General features: G+C 71.6%; 9 protein-coding genes. 4 read left to right on the forward strand and 5 right to left on the reverse strand.

Annotated elements, in window-relative coordinates:
• Positions 1 to 67: 67 nt before the first annotated feature.
• From JWR33_RS11960 to JWR33_RS11980, 5 genes are all read right to left on the reverse strand, one after another.
• Positions 68 to 676, reverse strand: a complete 609-nt coding sequence (locus JWR33_RS11960) for a DNA-3-methyladenine glycosylase I (RefSeq protein ID WP_297412144.1) — start codon at positions 674 to 676, stop codon at positions 68 to 70.
• Between the two features lie 121 nt (positions 677 to 797).
• Entirely contained in the window at positions 798 to 1,352 is a 555-nt protein-coding gene (locus JWR33_RS11965; protein ID WP_297412145.1) for a TspO/MBR family protein, read from the reverse strand.
• A gap of 97 nt (positions 1,353 to 1,449) precedes the next feature.
• A complete protein-coding gene (locus JWR33_RS11970) occupies positions 1,450 to 2,811 on the reverse strand; it encodes an FAD-binding oxidoreductase (protein ID WP_297412146.1) in 1,362 nt (453 codons plus the stop codon).
• Entirely contained in the window at positions 2,808 to 4,244 is a 1,437-nt protein-coding gene (locus JWR33_RS11975) for an aspartate aminotransferase family protein (protein WP_297412147.1), read from the reverse strand. Before JWR33_RS11975 ends, JWR33_RS11970 begins: the two co-directional genes overlap by 4 nt.
• Positions 4,241 to 4,723 (reverse strand): Lrp/AsnC family transcriptional regulator, encoded by a 483-nt coding sequence (locus tag JWR33_RS11980; RefSeq protein ID WP_297412148.1) that lies wholly within the window; start codon positions 4,721 to 4,723, stop codon positions 4,241 to 4,243. Before JWR33_RS11980 ends, JWR33_RS11975 begins: the two co-directional genes overlap by 4 nt.
• Before the next feature lie 244 nt (positions 4,724 to 4,967).
• Between JWR33_RS11980 and JWR33_RS11985 the strand changes: the two genes are divergently transcribed.
• From JWR33_RS11985 to JWR33_RS12000, 4 genes are all read left to right on the forward strand, one after another.
• The gene (locus JWR33_RS11985; protein WP_297412149.1) at positions 4,968 to 6,350 is read left to right on the forward strand and encodes an FHA domain-containing protein; all 1,383 of its coding nucleotides are present in this window, start codon (positions 4,968 to 4,970) and stop codon (positions 6,348 to 6,350) included.
• Between the two features lie 55 nt (positions 6,351 to 6,405).
• Complete coding sequence (locus JWR33_RS11990) at positions 6,406 to 7,245, forward strand: protein phosphatase 2C domain-containing protein (RefSeq protein ID WP_297412150.1); 840 nt, start codon at positions 6,406 to 6,408, stop codon at positions 7,243 to 7,245.
• Between the two features lie 300 nt (positions 7,246 to 7,545).
• Positions 7,546 to 8,973, forward strand: coding sequence for a serine/threonine-protein kinase (locus JWR33_RS11995; protein ID WP_297412151.1), 1,428 nt, complete (start codon positions 7,546 to 7,548; stop codon positions 8,971 to 8,973).
• Positions 8,974 to 14,934: an Ig-like domain-containing protein gene (locus tag JWR33_RS12000; RefSeq protein WP_297412152.1), complete on the forward strand. Its 5,961-nt coding sequence runs from the start codon at positions 8,974 to 8,976 to the stop codon at positions 14,932 to 14,934.
• Positions 14,935 to 14,941: the final 7 nt, after the last annotated feature.

The raw sequence follows: 14,941 nt of genomic DNA on the forward strand, positions 1-14,941 counted from the left end.
GCTCCGCGACTGCCGCGGTTCTCCCGCCGATCGGACTGCTCTCGAGCGTGACGACGGCGATCTGTGCTCACGCCGGAGCGGCCGCTTCGGTGGACACCCGCCAGCAGCCCCGCACGTGGTCGTCGACGAGGCCGGCCGACTGCATCAGCGCGTACATCGTGGTGGGTCCGACGAAGCGGAATCCGCGTCGGCGCAGCTCCTTGCTCAGCGCGGTGGACTCGGCCGTGACGGCAGGAAGTTCGGCGAGGGAGCGAGGACGGTCCTCCTCGGTGCGGGGTGCCGGGGCGAAGCTCCAGATCAGCCGGTCGAGCGCGCCCTCCCCGTCCTCGACCGTCAGCTTCCGGAGTGCCCTCGCGTTGCCGAGGGTGGCCTCGATCTTCGCCCGGTTGCGGATGACGCCGGTGTCCTGCATGAGGCGCTCCACCTCGGGCTCGCCCCAGTGCGCGAGCACCGCCGGGTCGAAGCCCGCAAAGGCAGTGCGGAAGGTCGGCCGCCGACGCAGGATCGTGATCCACGACAGCCCGGCCTGGAAGCCCTCGAGGCAGAGCTTCTCGAACAGCGCTCTGTCGCCGTGCAGTGGCGTGCCCCACTCCTCGTCGTGGTAGCGGCGGTACTCGGGGTCGCTGCCCGCCCAGCCGCATCGGGTGCGTCCGTCGTCGTCGTCGGTCGCGGTCACAGCTGCGAGCGTACGGGGAGCGGGAAGGATCATGCGGGGAGGCTAGCGGAGGCGCTTCCACCATCTGCCGCTGCGCGGGTGTGCGGCCAACGAGCGAGCGGCAGGCCGCCCTGGGGAGGACTCAGCTGTTGAGGTAGGCGTCGCCGAGATTGAGGGTCGTCGAGTAGAGGATCCAGGCCAGGTAGGGCAGGAGCAGGAGCGCGGCCGTCCGGCTGATCGGCCAGAAGGTCACGAGCGTGGCGATCACGCACACGTCGAGCACCAGGATCACGGCGAGGGCGATCCACAGCGACGCGGCCCCGATCAGCGAATAGCCCGCGAAGAAGACCGGGGACCAGAGTGAGTTCACGAACAGCTGGACAACGTAGAGCAGGAGCGCGGGACGCACGTCCTCGAACTTGCGGTGCCGCCAGACAAGCCAGGCGGACACGGCCATCAGCACATAGAGCACGGTCCAGACCGGGCCGAACATCCAGCCAGGGGAGGTCCAGGCCACCTTGGACGCGTCGGCGTACCAGCCGTCCTTGCTCGCGATGGTCGTGAGCGACCCGAACGCCGCGACGGCGAAGGAGATGGCGAGGAAGAGCGCGAGGACGAGGACCGATCGGCGTTCGAACCGGCCCCGGCGCGACGGGACCAGGCGGTCGTCCGTGGGGGACGGCGTGCTGTAGGTCATCATCGCTCCGCGGCCGTAGGGGTCACCCGCATCCTAAGGTCGCGCCGACCCCTGGCGCCGGAAGCGTCGGCCTGCCGCTGGAGCCTGTCGCGAGGGCTCAGTGGCCGACCAGGGGATGCATCGCGCGAGCGGCGAGCGAGGTGCGCCCGGTGATCTTCTCCTCGAGGTCGGCCGCCTGCATCGCGACGAGGCCGGCGTTGGCGCCGAGGAAGCGCAGCGGCTCCGGCTCCCAGCGGGGCGAGACGTGATTGACCCAGGGCAGCCGGGAGAGCTCGGTGCGCCGCCCGGTGATCAGCTCGGCGAGGGTGCGGCCGGCCAGGTTCGTGGTGGACAGCCCATCTCCGACGTAGCCGCCCGCGGAGGCGATGCCCGTGGCCGGGTTGTACCAGGCGCTGGAGTGCCAGTCCCGGGGGACGCCGATGGGGCCGCCCCAGCTGTGCGTGACGGCCGCGCCGGCGGCGGCGGGAAAGAGCTCGTCGAGCGCCCTGCGAAGATGCTCGAACACGCGGGGCACCCGGTCGTAGCTCTCCCGCATCGCGCTTCCCCAGTGGTACCGGGCGCCACGGCCGCCGAACGCGAAGCGGTTGTCGGCGGTGCGCTGCCCGTAGACGATGAGGTGGCGGAAGTCGGTGAAGGTCTGCCCGTGCCCGATTCCCATCTCCTCCCAGACCGAGTCAGGGAGCGGCTCGGTCGCGATCATCAGCGAGTAGAGGGGCAGCAGGCGGCGCTTGGTGCGGGCGAGTGTGGCCGTGAATCCCTCGAGGGCGATCACCACGTTGTCGGCGCTGATCGTGCCCCGGTCCGTCTGCACCCGGTGCGGGGCGAAGTCGGTGACCGTGGTGCCCTCGTGGATGGTCACGCCGCGGCGCTCGAGGGAGGCGGCCAGTCCGCGGACCAGCTTCGCGGGCTGCAGCCGGGCGCAGTTCGGATCGAACACGGCGCCGGCCGCTCCCGCGACCGAGACCGCCTCGGGTCCGAGGAGCTCGAGGGGATCGACGCCGTAGCGCCGGGCCGACGCGACGTCCGCCTCGGCAGCTGCACGCTGGGTGGCGGACCGGTGGAAGGCGAGCGTTCCGCCCTTCGCGTAGTCGCAGTCGATGCCGAGCTCGGCGGAGACGCGACCGACCTCGTCGACCGTCTCGATCATCGCCTGGCGCATCGCGATCGCCGCCGCGCGCCCGTGCCTGCGCTCGAGCGCCGCGGTGCTCTGCGGGAACAGCGCCGAGCACCAGCCGCCGTTCCGGCCGGAGGCGCCGAAGCCGGCGATCTCCTTCTCGACGACGACGATCCGCAGGCGGGGGTCGATGCCGAGCAGGTAGTGCGCCGTCCAGAGGCCGGTGAGGCCGCCGCCGATGATGCACACGTCCGCGGTGGTGTCCCCATCGAGTGCAGGCCGCGGCGAGAGGCTGTCGTCCTCCAGCGCGTCGAACCAGAAGCTGACGTCGCGGTAGGAGCTCACAGCCGGTTCCAGGCCTCCGTGAGCGTGCCGCGGAGGATCTGCTCGATCTGATCGAATTCCTTCTCGCCGACCGTGAGCGGCGGGGCGAGCTGGATGACGGGGTCGCCGCGGTCGTCGGCTCGGCAGTAGAGGCCGGCGTCGAACAGCGCCTTGGAGAGGAACCCGCGCAGCAGTCGCTCGGACTCGTCGTCGTCGAAGGTCTCCTTGGTGGTCTTGTCCTTCACCAGCTCGATGCCGAAGAAGTAGCCGTCGCCACGCACGTCGCCGACGATGGGCAGGTCGAGCAGCTTCTCGAGGGTCGCCCGGAAGATCGGGCTCTTCTCGCGCACGCGCTCGTTGAGGCTCTCCTCCTCGAAGATCTTGAGGTTCTCGAGCGCCACCGCGGCGGACACCGGGTGACCGCCGAAGGTGTAGCCGTGGTAGAACGCGGTGCTCCCGTGCTTGAAGGGCTCGTAGATGCGCTCGCTGACGATGGTGGCGCCGATGGGGGAGTAGCCGCTCGTCATCGCCTTCGCGCAGGTGATCATGTCGGGCACGAAGCCGTAGGTGGTGCTCGCGAACCAGTTTCCGATCCGGCCGAAGGCGGTGATCACCTCGTCGGCGACGAGCAGGACGTCGTACTGGTCGCAGATCTCGCGCACGCGCTGGAAGTATCCGGGAGGCGGCGGGAAGCAGCCGCCGGAGTTCTGCACCGGCTCGAGGAACACCGCGGCGACCGTCTCGGGCCCCTCGAACTGGATCATCTCCTCGATCCGGTTGGCAGCCCAGAGACCGAACTCGGCCTCGCGTGCCGGGCCCTCGGGCGTGCTGGAGACGAAGCCCATCTCGGCGGACCGGTAGTAGTTGGTGTTCGGCACCCGGAAGCCGCCCGGGACGACCGGCTCGAACATCTCCTTCATCGCGGGGATGCCGGTGATCGCGAGGGCGCCCTGAGGGGTGCCGTGGTACGCGACGGCTCGGGAGATGACCTTGTGCTTGGTGGGCCTGCCCTGCAGCTTCCAGTAGTACTTGGCCAGCTTGAACGCGGTCTCGACGGCCTCGCCGCCGCCCGTGGAGAAGAAGACGCGGTTGAGGTCGCCGGGGGCGAGGTCGGCGAGCTTGTCGGCGAGCTCGATCGCGGCGGGGTGCGCGTACGACCAGATGGGGAAGAAGGCGAGCTGCTCGGCCTGCTGAGCGGCCACCTGGGCGAGCCGGCGGCGACCGTGGCCGGCCGCGACGACGAAGAGGCCGGAGAGGCCGTCGAGATAGCTCTTGCCCGTCGAGTCCCAGATCGTGTGCCCCTCGCCGCGGACGATGATGGGGACGGATCCGCCGTCCTCCAGCACCGACTGGCGCGAGAAGTGCATCCACAGGTGATCGCGCGCCTTCTTCTGCAGCTCCTGCTCGGAGGCGGTCTCGGCGTGCGCGGTAACGGCTTGTTCGGTGATCGTCATCGTGTTCCCCAGTCATAGAGCTGCTTGTGCAGGCGGAGGTAGACGAAGGTCTCCGTCGAGGAGACTCCGTCGAGGGTGCGGATTTCGGAGTTGAGCAGGTCGATGAGCTCGTCGTCGTTCTCGCAGACGACCTCGGCGAGGATGTCGAAGTTGCCGGCGGTGAGCACGACGTAGTCCACGGACGGCATCGCGGCCAGCCGGTCGGCCACCACCCGGGTGTCGCCGCTGACGCGGACGCCGATCATCGCCTGGCGATAGAAGCCGAGCTGCATCGGATCGGTCACGGCGACGATCTGCATGACGCCGGACTCGGTGAGCTTCTGCACCCGCTGGCGCACGGCCGCCTCGCTCAGCCCGACCGCTTTGCCGATCTCGGCGTAGGAGCGGCGGCCGTCATGCTGGAGCTGCTCGATGATGGCTTTCGAGACGCCGTCCAGGGAGACTGGCTTCGGCGGCAGGGTCGCCCTGCGATGCTCCATCACCCTCCGATGATGTCAGTGATCACGCGCCGCGGCAAGTGAATCAGTGTCGCAACGGCGCTTTGGCAACGGAATCGGTCGAAAACCGTCTCCTTGCCGTCGCATCTGCGCACTCCGCGCCGACGTCGCGAAAGGCCAGCGGCGCGCTGCGGCGGCGCCTCGCCCGCTTCGGGTCGGTCCGGACGCGCCCCCGGCGCCGCCCTCTCGACGCTCGCCGTCGAGGACTACACTCACGGGAAGCAACGTGCTGAGCCGCGTCGGCCAGGACTTACCGCTGGGGGAGGGCGAGTCGTTCGTGACCCCGGGCCACGCCTACTACTCGCCTCTCGCCGCAGACGTGGGCGGCAATCTCAACTGGCTGTTCTTCGCCGCGGGCCGGGTGCTCGCCGGTTTCGAGCCCTCCACGCCGCTGGAGGTCGTGATGTCGCTGTGGCGGACCGCCACCGCGCCGGACGCCTCCATCGAGACCGTGGTGGCCGCCGTCCCCACCCGTGGTCCCTCCGCCATCGAGTCCTTCGCCGTCGTGGTGACCGGCACGCGCACCACCATCGTGGTGCGCGGCAAGGGCAGCGTCGACGTGCAGACCCCCGCGGGGCAGCGCCGGATCGACTCGCGCAACATGCAGCCCTGGTATCTCGCCGAGTTCGACGGGGTGCACGGTCTCGCGCTCGGCTCCGTCGATCGTGCGGTGGGTGTGGACGCCAACCCCACCGCGGCGGACCTCCCGCTGCTCAGCGGCATCGTCCGCGCCCCGTGGCTCGCCTGGACGCAGCGGGAGCCCGGCGAGGTTCCCGCGCCCGCGGCCGCGCCGGTCCGGTCTCGTGGCCGGGGGGCGGGCCAGGCGCGCGCGGCGCAGTCCACTTCCACCGTGCCGCACCAGCCGTCCGCGCCGGTGACCGGATCCATCCCGGTGCAGAACATGGCGGTCGCGCCCGGTCCCTACCGCGCGCCCATCACGACTCCGATCCCGGTGATCCCCGCCACTCCGCCCGGCGGCATCCCGCCCATGCCGCCGTCCCGTGCCGCGATGGGCGACTCCGGCGACACCGCCGAGCTCGACGACACCGTGCGGGGGCTCGGCACCGGCCGCTGGTCGGTCCGCGACGCCGAGCGCGTGGCCGAGGTCGGGCGGGCTGGCGAGGAGTCCGGGGCGGACATCGAGGACACGATCGTCACCTCCCGGCGTCGGCACCGCGCTGACGTGCCGCCTCTCACCACCTGGTCGCCCGCCCGGATGGAGTTCGACCCGCGGTTCGCGCCCGGCCAGGAGGCCCGTGCCCAGACGGGGTACTACTGCTTCCGGCTGGGCGGAGGACAGGTCTACCGCCTCGACACACCGGTGTACATCGGCCGCAAGCCGAGCAGCCCGCGCATCGTCACGGGGACCCTGCCGCGTCTGCTCCGGGTGGCGTCGCCGTCGATGGAGGTCAGCAGTACGCACGTGGAGCTGCGCCAGGAGGGCTCGTCCGTCGTCGTCACCGACATGCGCTCGACGAACGGGACCTTCGTTTCGCAGCCGGGGGCCTCTCCCGTAAAATTGCGCCAGGGCGAGTCGATGGTCGTCACGCCCGGCACACTCGTGGATATCGGGGACGGCAACGTCCTCGAGATCCTGCCGATCCGCTGAGTTCGGCTCTTCCCCCCTCTCCGGCCTCGCCGGACTCCGGCACCAGGCAGGACACGTGACGCAAATCGGGCGCAGCAACTCCGGCCATACGGTGACGGTTCCCCGCCGTCCCGACATCCAGCTGACCCTCGGCTGGTCGGCGGTGACCAACGTCGGGCGGAAGCGCCAGGTGAACGAGGACAGCTTCGTCGCGCAGAGCCCCGTCTTCGCGGTCGCCGACGGCATGGGCGGGCACACGGCGGGCGACATCGCGAGCACGGCGGTGGTCACCCGACTCGCCGAGGTCATCGAGACCGACTTCGTCGATCCCGACGTGATCGAGCACGCGCTGGCGATCGCGGCTCGGGACATCTCCCGGGTCTCGGGGGAGAGCGCCCTCGGCACCGGCACCACCGTGACGGGGGCGGCGCTCACCCTCGTCGGCTCGGATCCGTACTGGGCCGTCTTCAACGTGGGCGACTCGCGGGTCTACCAGCTGCGTGGGCGCCTCTTCGAGCAGGTCACCGTGGATCACTCCGTCGTCCAGGAGCTCGTCGACTCCGGCGTGCTCACCCGCGAGCAGGCGGAGAACCACCCCGACAGCAACGTGATCACGCGCGCCATCGGATTCAACGAGCTGCCGGCGCCCGACTACTGGATGATCCCCGTCACCGAGGGGCTGCGGCTCCTCATCTGCTCGGACGGCCTCACCAAGGAGCTCAGTGACGACGACATCCGCTCGCACCTCGTCGCCGGCCGCACCGCCCGGGACACCGCGCACGACCTGCTCGACGCGGCCCTGGTCCGCGGCGGACGAGACAACGTGACCGTCGTCGTCATCGACGTGCTCGAGACGAGCGGCGACTTCGACCTCGATCAGACCGTGCCGCGGCGGGGCACCGGCCGCCACTCCTGACGACCGGGCCCGCGCGGCCCTGACGACCGCATCGCTCCGGCCGAACTGCAACGGCGCACGGTTGCGTCGTGGCCGCTCGGTTGCGTTCCCTCGGGATCGGACTGCGCGAGGGGTCAGGGGCGAGGGCGACGAGCGGGGGCGACGAGCGGGTCTGCCCCAGCACTGGGGGATGCGAACTGCGACCGCGCCGGGCAGGGGGCCCCGAAAACGGTCCAGACCCTGCCTACAATCGGACCGGGCACACGGTGGCGGCCCTGCCTCGCCCTGCCGTCGTACTCCGATCACCGCCGAGGGGAGAACATGACGCGACGTCTGCCCTCCACGCCGCCCACGCTCCCCGGCTTCAGCTACGTCCGCGCCCTCGGCTCGGGCGGATTCGCCGACGTGTTCCTCTACGAGCAGAACATGCCACGCCGCCAGGTGGCGGTCAAGGTGATGCTCGCCGACGTGGTCAACGACCAGGTCCGTCAGATGTTCCAGGCCGAGGCGAACCTGATGGCTCAGCTGAGTGCGCACCCATCGATCCTCACCGTCTATCAGGCGAGCGTCTCCTCGGACGGCCGGCCCTACCTCGTGATGGAGCTCTGCTCCGCCACGCTCTCCGAGCGGTACCGGCGCGAGCGCCTGCCGGTCGGCGACGTGCTGCGGATCTCGGTCCAGATCGCGAGCGCCGTCGAGACCGCCCACCGCGCCGGCGTGCTGCATCGCGACATCAAGCCCACCAACATCCTCACCACCGCGTACGGGCACCCCGTGCTCTCCGACTTCGGCATCGCGGCCACGCTCGCCGAGTCGGAACGCACCGAGTCGGTCGGCCTCTCCATCCCATGGTCCGCCCCTGAGGTGCTCATGGACGAGACCGCAGGCACGGTCGCCAGCGAGGTCTGGTCGATGGCGGCCACCGTCTACAGCCTCCTCGCCGGCCGATCCCCGTTCGAGGTGCCCGGCTCCGAGAACCGCTCCGTCGATCTGATCAGCCGCATCAACCGGGCCAAGCCGGAACCGATCGGCCGCGCCGACGTCCCCGCCCGCCTCGAGCTGATCCTGCAGCGGGCGATGGCCAAGCGGCCCGAACAGCGGCCGCGCAGCGTCCTGGAGCTGATCCGGGAGCTGCAGGCGGTGGAGACCGAGCTCGGGCTGCCCCAGACTCCGCTCGAGGTCGCCATGGACGACTGGGCGCTCGCCACCGTCGCCGACCTCGAGGACCGCACGCGCATCCGGGGCGTGCCCGCGATCAGCCCCACCGGGGAGCGCCGGCGTCGCCGCTCCCGCGGAGGAGCAGAGGCGGCCGCTGCGGCGTACGCGCCGGTGGGCACGCTGATGCGCCCGCAGAGCGGGTCAGTCGACGCCGCGAGTGCAACGGGCGCCCCCCAGCCCCGCGGCGTGCAATGGCTGGCGTGGGTCCTGATCGGGCTCTCGACCCTCGTCATCGCGGTCGGCGCCACGGCCATGGTCTGGCTGATCCGCGACGCCTCGAGCGGCATCCCCCGGGTGACGGACATCTCCGCCGTGCTGCAGGACGGCGCCGTCCGCTTCAACTGGGACGATCCCGGCCTCGAGGACGGCGACGCCTACGAGATCACCACATCGGACGGCAGCTCCAGCGTGCAGAAGGACACCGTCTTCCTGGCCGATGCGCGCAGCGGCGGACGCGTCTGCATCAGCGTGACGGTGAACCGGCAGGGCAAGCAGGGCACCCCGAGCAACGAGAAGTGCGTGGACGCCTAGTTGGCGGGCTCGGAATCCGTCGGGCGACGGCTCGGCGCGGCGATCGCCGCACGCCGCTCCCAGCTGATCTCCGCAGTCGGCGGAGTGGCCGTCGTCGGAGTGATCGCCACCGTCGCCGTGGTGTCGACGGGGTACACGGCGCAGCGCATGGACCTCGACGACGGCTCGGTGTGGGTGGCGAACGGCTCGCGGCAGGTGATCGGCCGCGCGAACACCCTCGTGCACGAGCTCGACACCGTGGTGGCGACCGCCAGCAGCTCTCTCGAGGTGCACCAGGAGGGGCAGTCGGTGCTCCTCTTCGACCGCGGCAACAGCACCGTCGACATCGTCGACACGGCCACCTCGACCATCCAGGGCACGGTGCCGGTGCCGCCCGAGGACACCGAGCTGCACCTCACCGGGGCAGAGGTGGCGGACGGCCGTGCCGTGATCCACGCCACCGGCACGGGGGAGGTGTGGATCGAGCCGCTGGCCTCGCTCGACTCGTTCGACTCCCGCTCGGAGCCCGACCTCAGCTTCGGAGCCGGATCCGCGTCGTCGATGGAGCAGGACGGCACCCTCTTCGCCTACTCCCCGGAGACCGGTGATCTGTACCGGGTCGACGCCGCCTCCGGCGAGGTGGTGGATCGCACGCAGCACATCGACGCGGGACCCGCGGATGACGACTTCTCGGTCACCTCGGTGGGCGGGGCGTGGGCCGTCCTCGACGCGACCACCCGCACGCTGGCGCTCGACGGTCGGACGGTGGACCTCTCCGACCTGATCGGGGCCGACGCGAGCCCCGTCCTTCAAGAGGCCACCACGGCCGCGCGGGCCGGCGGCGGCGGGACCCTCTACATCGCCCACAGCGAAGGCCTCGTCCGGGTGCCGCTGGACAGCGGGAAGCCCGAGGCGATCGTCGACCTCGCGGCGGAGGGGCGAGCGGGAGCGGCCGCCGCCCCGGTGCTCGCCGGGAGCTGCGCCTACGCGGGGTGGACGAGCGGCGACGTCTGGTCCGAGTGCGCAGGAGCCGAGTCGGCTCCGGCGCTTCGCCAGGTGTCGGGCATGCCCTCGTCCGCGCAGCTCGCGTTCCGGGCCGCCGGCGGCAGCGTCGTGCTCAACGATGCGCGGGGCGGCGGCAGCTGGGCGGTGCAGGACGGCGACGCCCTCATCGACAACTGGGCTCAGCTGCTCGCCACGAAGAAGAACGACGACGTCGCTCCTCGGAACGACGCCGACACCCCGCCTCAGTACGAGGACCAGCAGGCGCCGCCCGTGGCCGCGGACGACAAGCTCGGCGCCCGCCCCGGTCGCGCGACCGTGCTGCCGGTGCTGCTCAACGACTACGACCCGAACGGCGACGTGCTCGTGATCTCCGAGCTGACGACGCTCGCCGCCGACGTCGGCACCCTGGAGCTGGTCAGCGACCGCCAGCAGGTGCTCCTCACGCTGCCCGACGACGCGACCGGATCGGTGTCCTTCGGCTACACGATCTCGGACGGGCGCGGGGCGTCCGCCTCCGCCTCGGTGACGGTGGCGGTCCGGAAGGACAGCGAGAACTCCCCGCCGGCGCAGGTGCGCTCGACGCGCGCCACCGTCGCGAGCGGGGGTCGCGTGACCGTCGACACCCTCGGCGACTGGCTCGACCCGGACGGCGACGCGCTGTACCTCACGAGCGCGAGCGTGCCAGGACCGGACAGCGCCACCTGGAAGCCGGGCGGCGAGGTCGTCGTCGTCGACGCCGGCAGCGGAGCCGAGCGCAAGGACGTCGCCCTTGCCGTCTCGGACGGCCGCGCCGACGCGGCCGGCGTGCTCGCTGTGACGGTCCGCCCCGCCGGCGAAGTGCCCATCGTGGCCGACCCGTTCTCGGTGCTCGCCTACGTCGGCCAGGAGGTCACCGTCGAGCCGCTGCCCCACGTGCACGGCGGAACCGGCACCCTGCGGCTGAGCAACGTGCCCGAGAAGTCAGGCGTCTCCGTGCAGCCCGACTACGAGGGCGGCTCGTTCCGGCTGAGCAGCACCGAGGTGGGCACCCGCTACCTCGACTACACCGTGACCGATGGCGGCACCACGGGGACGGGCACCATCCGCGTCGATGTGGAGCCCGCGCCCGATCCGAACAGCCGGCCGATTCCCGTGCCGCACACGGCATTCGTCCGGGAGGGGGGCAGCCAGACGATCGACGTGCTCGCCACCGACATCGATCCCGCGGGCGGCGTCCTGCTGCTCACCGGCGTCTCGGACGTGCCGGAGGACGAGGGCGTGCGTGTCGAGATCCTGCAGCAGAGCCTGCTGCGGATCACGCTGACCGCGCCGCTCGAGCGGTCCACCGCCTTCGCCTACCGGGTGAGCAACGGCCTCACCGATGCGGAGGGGACCGTCGCCGTGGTGGAGATCCCCGACCCGGCGCGCTCCCAGCCGCCCATCGCCCGTCCCGACGAGGTGTCGGTGCGGGTCGGCGACGCCATCGACATCCCCGTCCTCGCGAACGACGAGCAGCCTGACGGCGAGCAGCTGAGCCTGGACGCCGACCTCGTCACGCCTCTGCCCGGCGGTTCCGGGCTCCTCTTCGCGTCGCAGAACCGGCTCCGTTATCTCGCGCCGAGCACCCCTGGCAACTTCACCGCGGTGTACCGGGTGAACGGGCCGGACGGCCAGTGGGCGACCGCCCAGGTGGCCATCGCGGTGCGCGAGGCCGACGTCGCCTCCAACAACCCTCCTGTGCCGCCCACCGTGGAGGCGCGCGTGCTCGCCGGCGAGAGCGTGCGCGTCGACCTTCCGCTCACGGGAATCGATCCGGACGGCGACTCGGTCCAGCTGATCGGGCAGGAGTCGAACCCCGAGAAGGGCGCCGTCACCGAGGTGGGCGACGACTGGATCCAGTTCGAGGCGGGCGACTACTCCGCTGGCACCGACTCGTTCCGGTACCGGGTGGTCGACGGGCTCGGCGCCCAGGCGGTCGGCACGGTGCGGATCGGCATCAGCCCGCGCCTGGAGGGCGCCCGCAATCCGGTGGCGGTGGAGGACGAGGTCACCGTGCGGCCGGGCCGCACGGTCACGGTCCAGGTGCTCGCCAACGACTCGGATCCGGACGGCGAGAAGCTCACCATCACCGGGATCGAGTCGACCAGCGAGGGCGGCACCGCCGAGGTGGACGGCCCGGTCGTGCGGGTCGCGGCCCCTGACCGTCCCGGCCGGTACGGCTTCGTGTACTCCATCGAGAACGAGCGCGGCGGGGTGAGCTCCAACTTCCTCACTCTGGTGGTCGACGCGGACGCACCGCTCGCCCGCCCGGTCGCCGAGGACGCTGTGCTCGGGCTCAGCGACATCCTGGGCCGGGACAGCGTGGACGTGAACGTGCTCGCGGGCGTCTTCTTCCCCGAGGGCGCCTCGACCGATCTCGCTCTGCGCGTCCTGCCCGGCTACGGCAGCCGGGCGGAGGTCCTGCCGAACAAGCGGGTGCGGGTCCGGCTCGGCGACCGCAGCCAGATCGTGCCGTTCGAGGTGGCGCACCCGGAGGATCGCACAGTCACGGCCATCGCCTTCATCCGGGTGCCCGGCTTCGACGACGCGTTCCCCCAGCTGCGCAGAGGTGCTGCCCCGCTCACGGTCCGCAGCGGCGACGAGCTGACGATCCCGCTCCGCGACTACGTCGTCGCGGTCGGTGACGGCACGGTGCGGGTCACCGACACGGCGACGGTGCGGGCGACCCACTCCGACGGCACGGAGACGGTGCAGGGCGGCTCCCTCACCTACCGCAGCGCCGCCGGCTACTTCGGGCCCGCCTCCATCTCCTTCCAGGTCACCGACGGGACCTCCGCGACCGATCCCCAAGGCAGGGTCGCCACCCTCGTGCTGCCGATCTCGGTCACCCCACGAGACGACCAGCCGCCCGTGTTCGACGGCGCGATCCTCGAGCTCGAGCCCGGCGCAGACCGCACCGTCAGCCTCGACCGGCTCACCAGTTACCCCTACGCGGACGACCTCTCCTCGCTGACCTACTCGATCGAGGGGGGAACGCCGTCCGGCTTCGACGTGGCGGTCGACGGTCAGGTCATGACCATCTCCGTGGCCGACGACGCCCGCGCCGGCGACGCGGGCTCGGTGGTCGTCGCGGTCCGGAACGCCCAGGGTCAGGGGGAGTCCGGGCGGCTGCGGCTGCGCGTTGTGGCCTCCACCCGGCCGCTCGCGACCCCGGCGTCCGACACCGCCGTCGCCCGCCGCGGCACCACGACGAGCGTCGACGTGCTCGCCAACGACCAGGCCGCCAACCCGTTCCCCGGCACCCCGCTCCGCGTCGTCGCGGTCCGCGGCACCGAGGCGGGCTCCCTGCCCGCGGGGCTCACCATCACCCCGAGTGCCGACAAGTCCAAGCTCACCGTCGCCGTCGCGCAGGGCGCCGAGCCGCGGGACGTGACTCTGCAGTACCAGGTGCTCGACGCGACAGGGGACCTCGACCGGGCCGCGTGGGGATCGGTCAAGGTGTCCGTGCAGGACAAGCCCGATCCCGTGACGGGCATCCGGGCGACGGGCTTCGGCGACAGGGCGATCACCGTGGTGTTCGATCCGGGGGCGTTCAACAACTCCGAGATCACCGGCTTCGAGGTGACGGCCACCCGGGTCTCCGACGGCGCCGCGCGCGTGAGCTCCTGCGCCTCGACCACCTGCACGGTGCCCACCACCGGGAACGGGCCCGCGAACGCGGTTCGCCTCTCGATCGTGGCTCGGAACGGCGTCGGCGCCTCGACGGCGACCGAGCTCGACGAAGACGTCTGGTCGGACATCGTGCCGGCCGCACCCACCTCCCTCGACACCCGATCGCTCGACCACGGCCTGCGCGTGTTCTGGCGGAAGCCGACCGAGACGGGCGGCAGCGCCATCACCTATTACCAGGTGACCGTGGCCGGCGACACGGAGACCCTCCCGGTCTCTCCGACGGACCCGGTGGGCACGGAGTACTCGCTCGATGTGACCAGCAGCTCGATCGGCAACGGCTCGGCCGTCGACGTCTCGGTGAGTGCCCGCAACGGGGCCATCGGCGGTCTCACCAACTGGAATTCGGTGTCCGGGTCCGGCACCCCCGCCGGCGCGCCCGTCGCGCTGTCCGCCCCGGCGGCAGGCGTCTCCGATGCGGGAGCGGACACCGGAGAGGTCGCCCTCGACTGGTCGGGCGTCTTCGACGGCAACGGCGCGGGCATCCGCGAGTACTTCGCCGCGACCTACACGGGCGCGCCGCCCACCTGCTCGGCCGCCGATGACGGGGCCCGCGGCACCACCCTCCAGGTACCGCCTCCCAGCGACGCGTTCCGGCACATGGGCACGGCCACTGCAGCGACCTTCGACGTGCCAGCCAACCAGGAGCAGCGCTTCGCGGTCTTCGCCTACAACGGCCAGGGCTGCACCTCGAGCGGCGAGATCACGGCCGTGACCCGGCGAGCCCCGGGCACGCCGACCCAGGTGCAGGTCAGCGGCCCGCAGGCGGCCGGCGACGGGCGCTACGACTTCCTGCTCGACTCGGTCGATTACGCCAGCGGCGGCGGCGACCCCGACGTGTCCTACAGCTACCGGGTCAGCGGTGCGGCGGGCAGCTGGGACATCGCCCCCGGCTCCGCCCTGGTCGGCGACGGGAACCTGTACGGCACGAGCGTGGCCGTCGAGGTGAAGGTCTGCGAGGCGCATCCCGAGAAGACGCTCTGCTCGGACTGGTCGGTGAGGTCGCCCGCATTCACCCCGGTCGACACACGCCCGGGCGGCCTCCAGTTCGCCGGCGACGCGACAGGCGGAACGTGGAGCTGGACCGCCGCTCCGTCGGGTTCCGGATACTCTGCGGTGGAGTACACGTGCAATGGCGGGGCGACGTGGACGGGGATGCCGGCGAGCGGCAGCTGCGCGGCGGGTGCCGGGGCGGGGCTGCAGGTCCGGGTGACGACGTCGAGCGGAACCTATCCGAGCCCGGTCTTCGACGGGCGGGACTTCGACTGATGCGCGC

The sequence above is a fragment of the Naasia sp. genome (genome assembly GCF_025465545.1).
GTDB lineage: Bacteria > Actinomycetota > Actinomycetes > Actinomycetales > Microbacteriaceae > Naasia.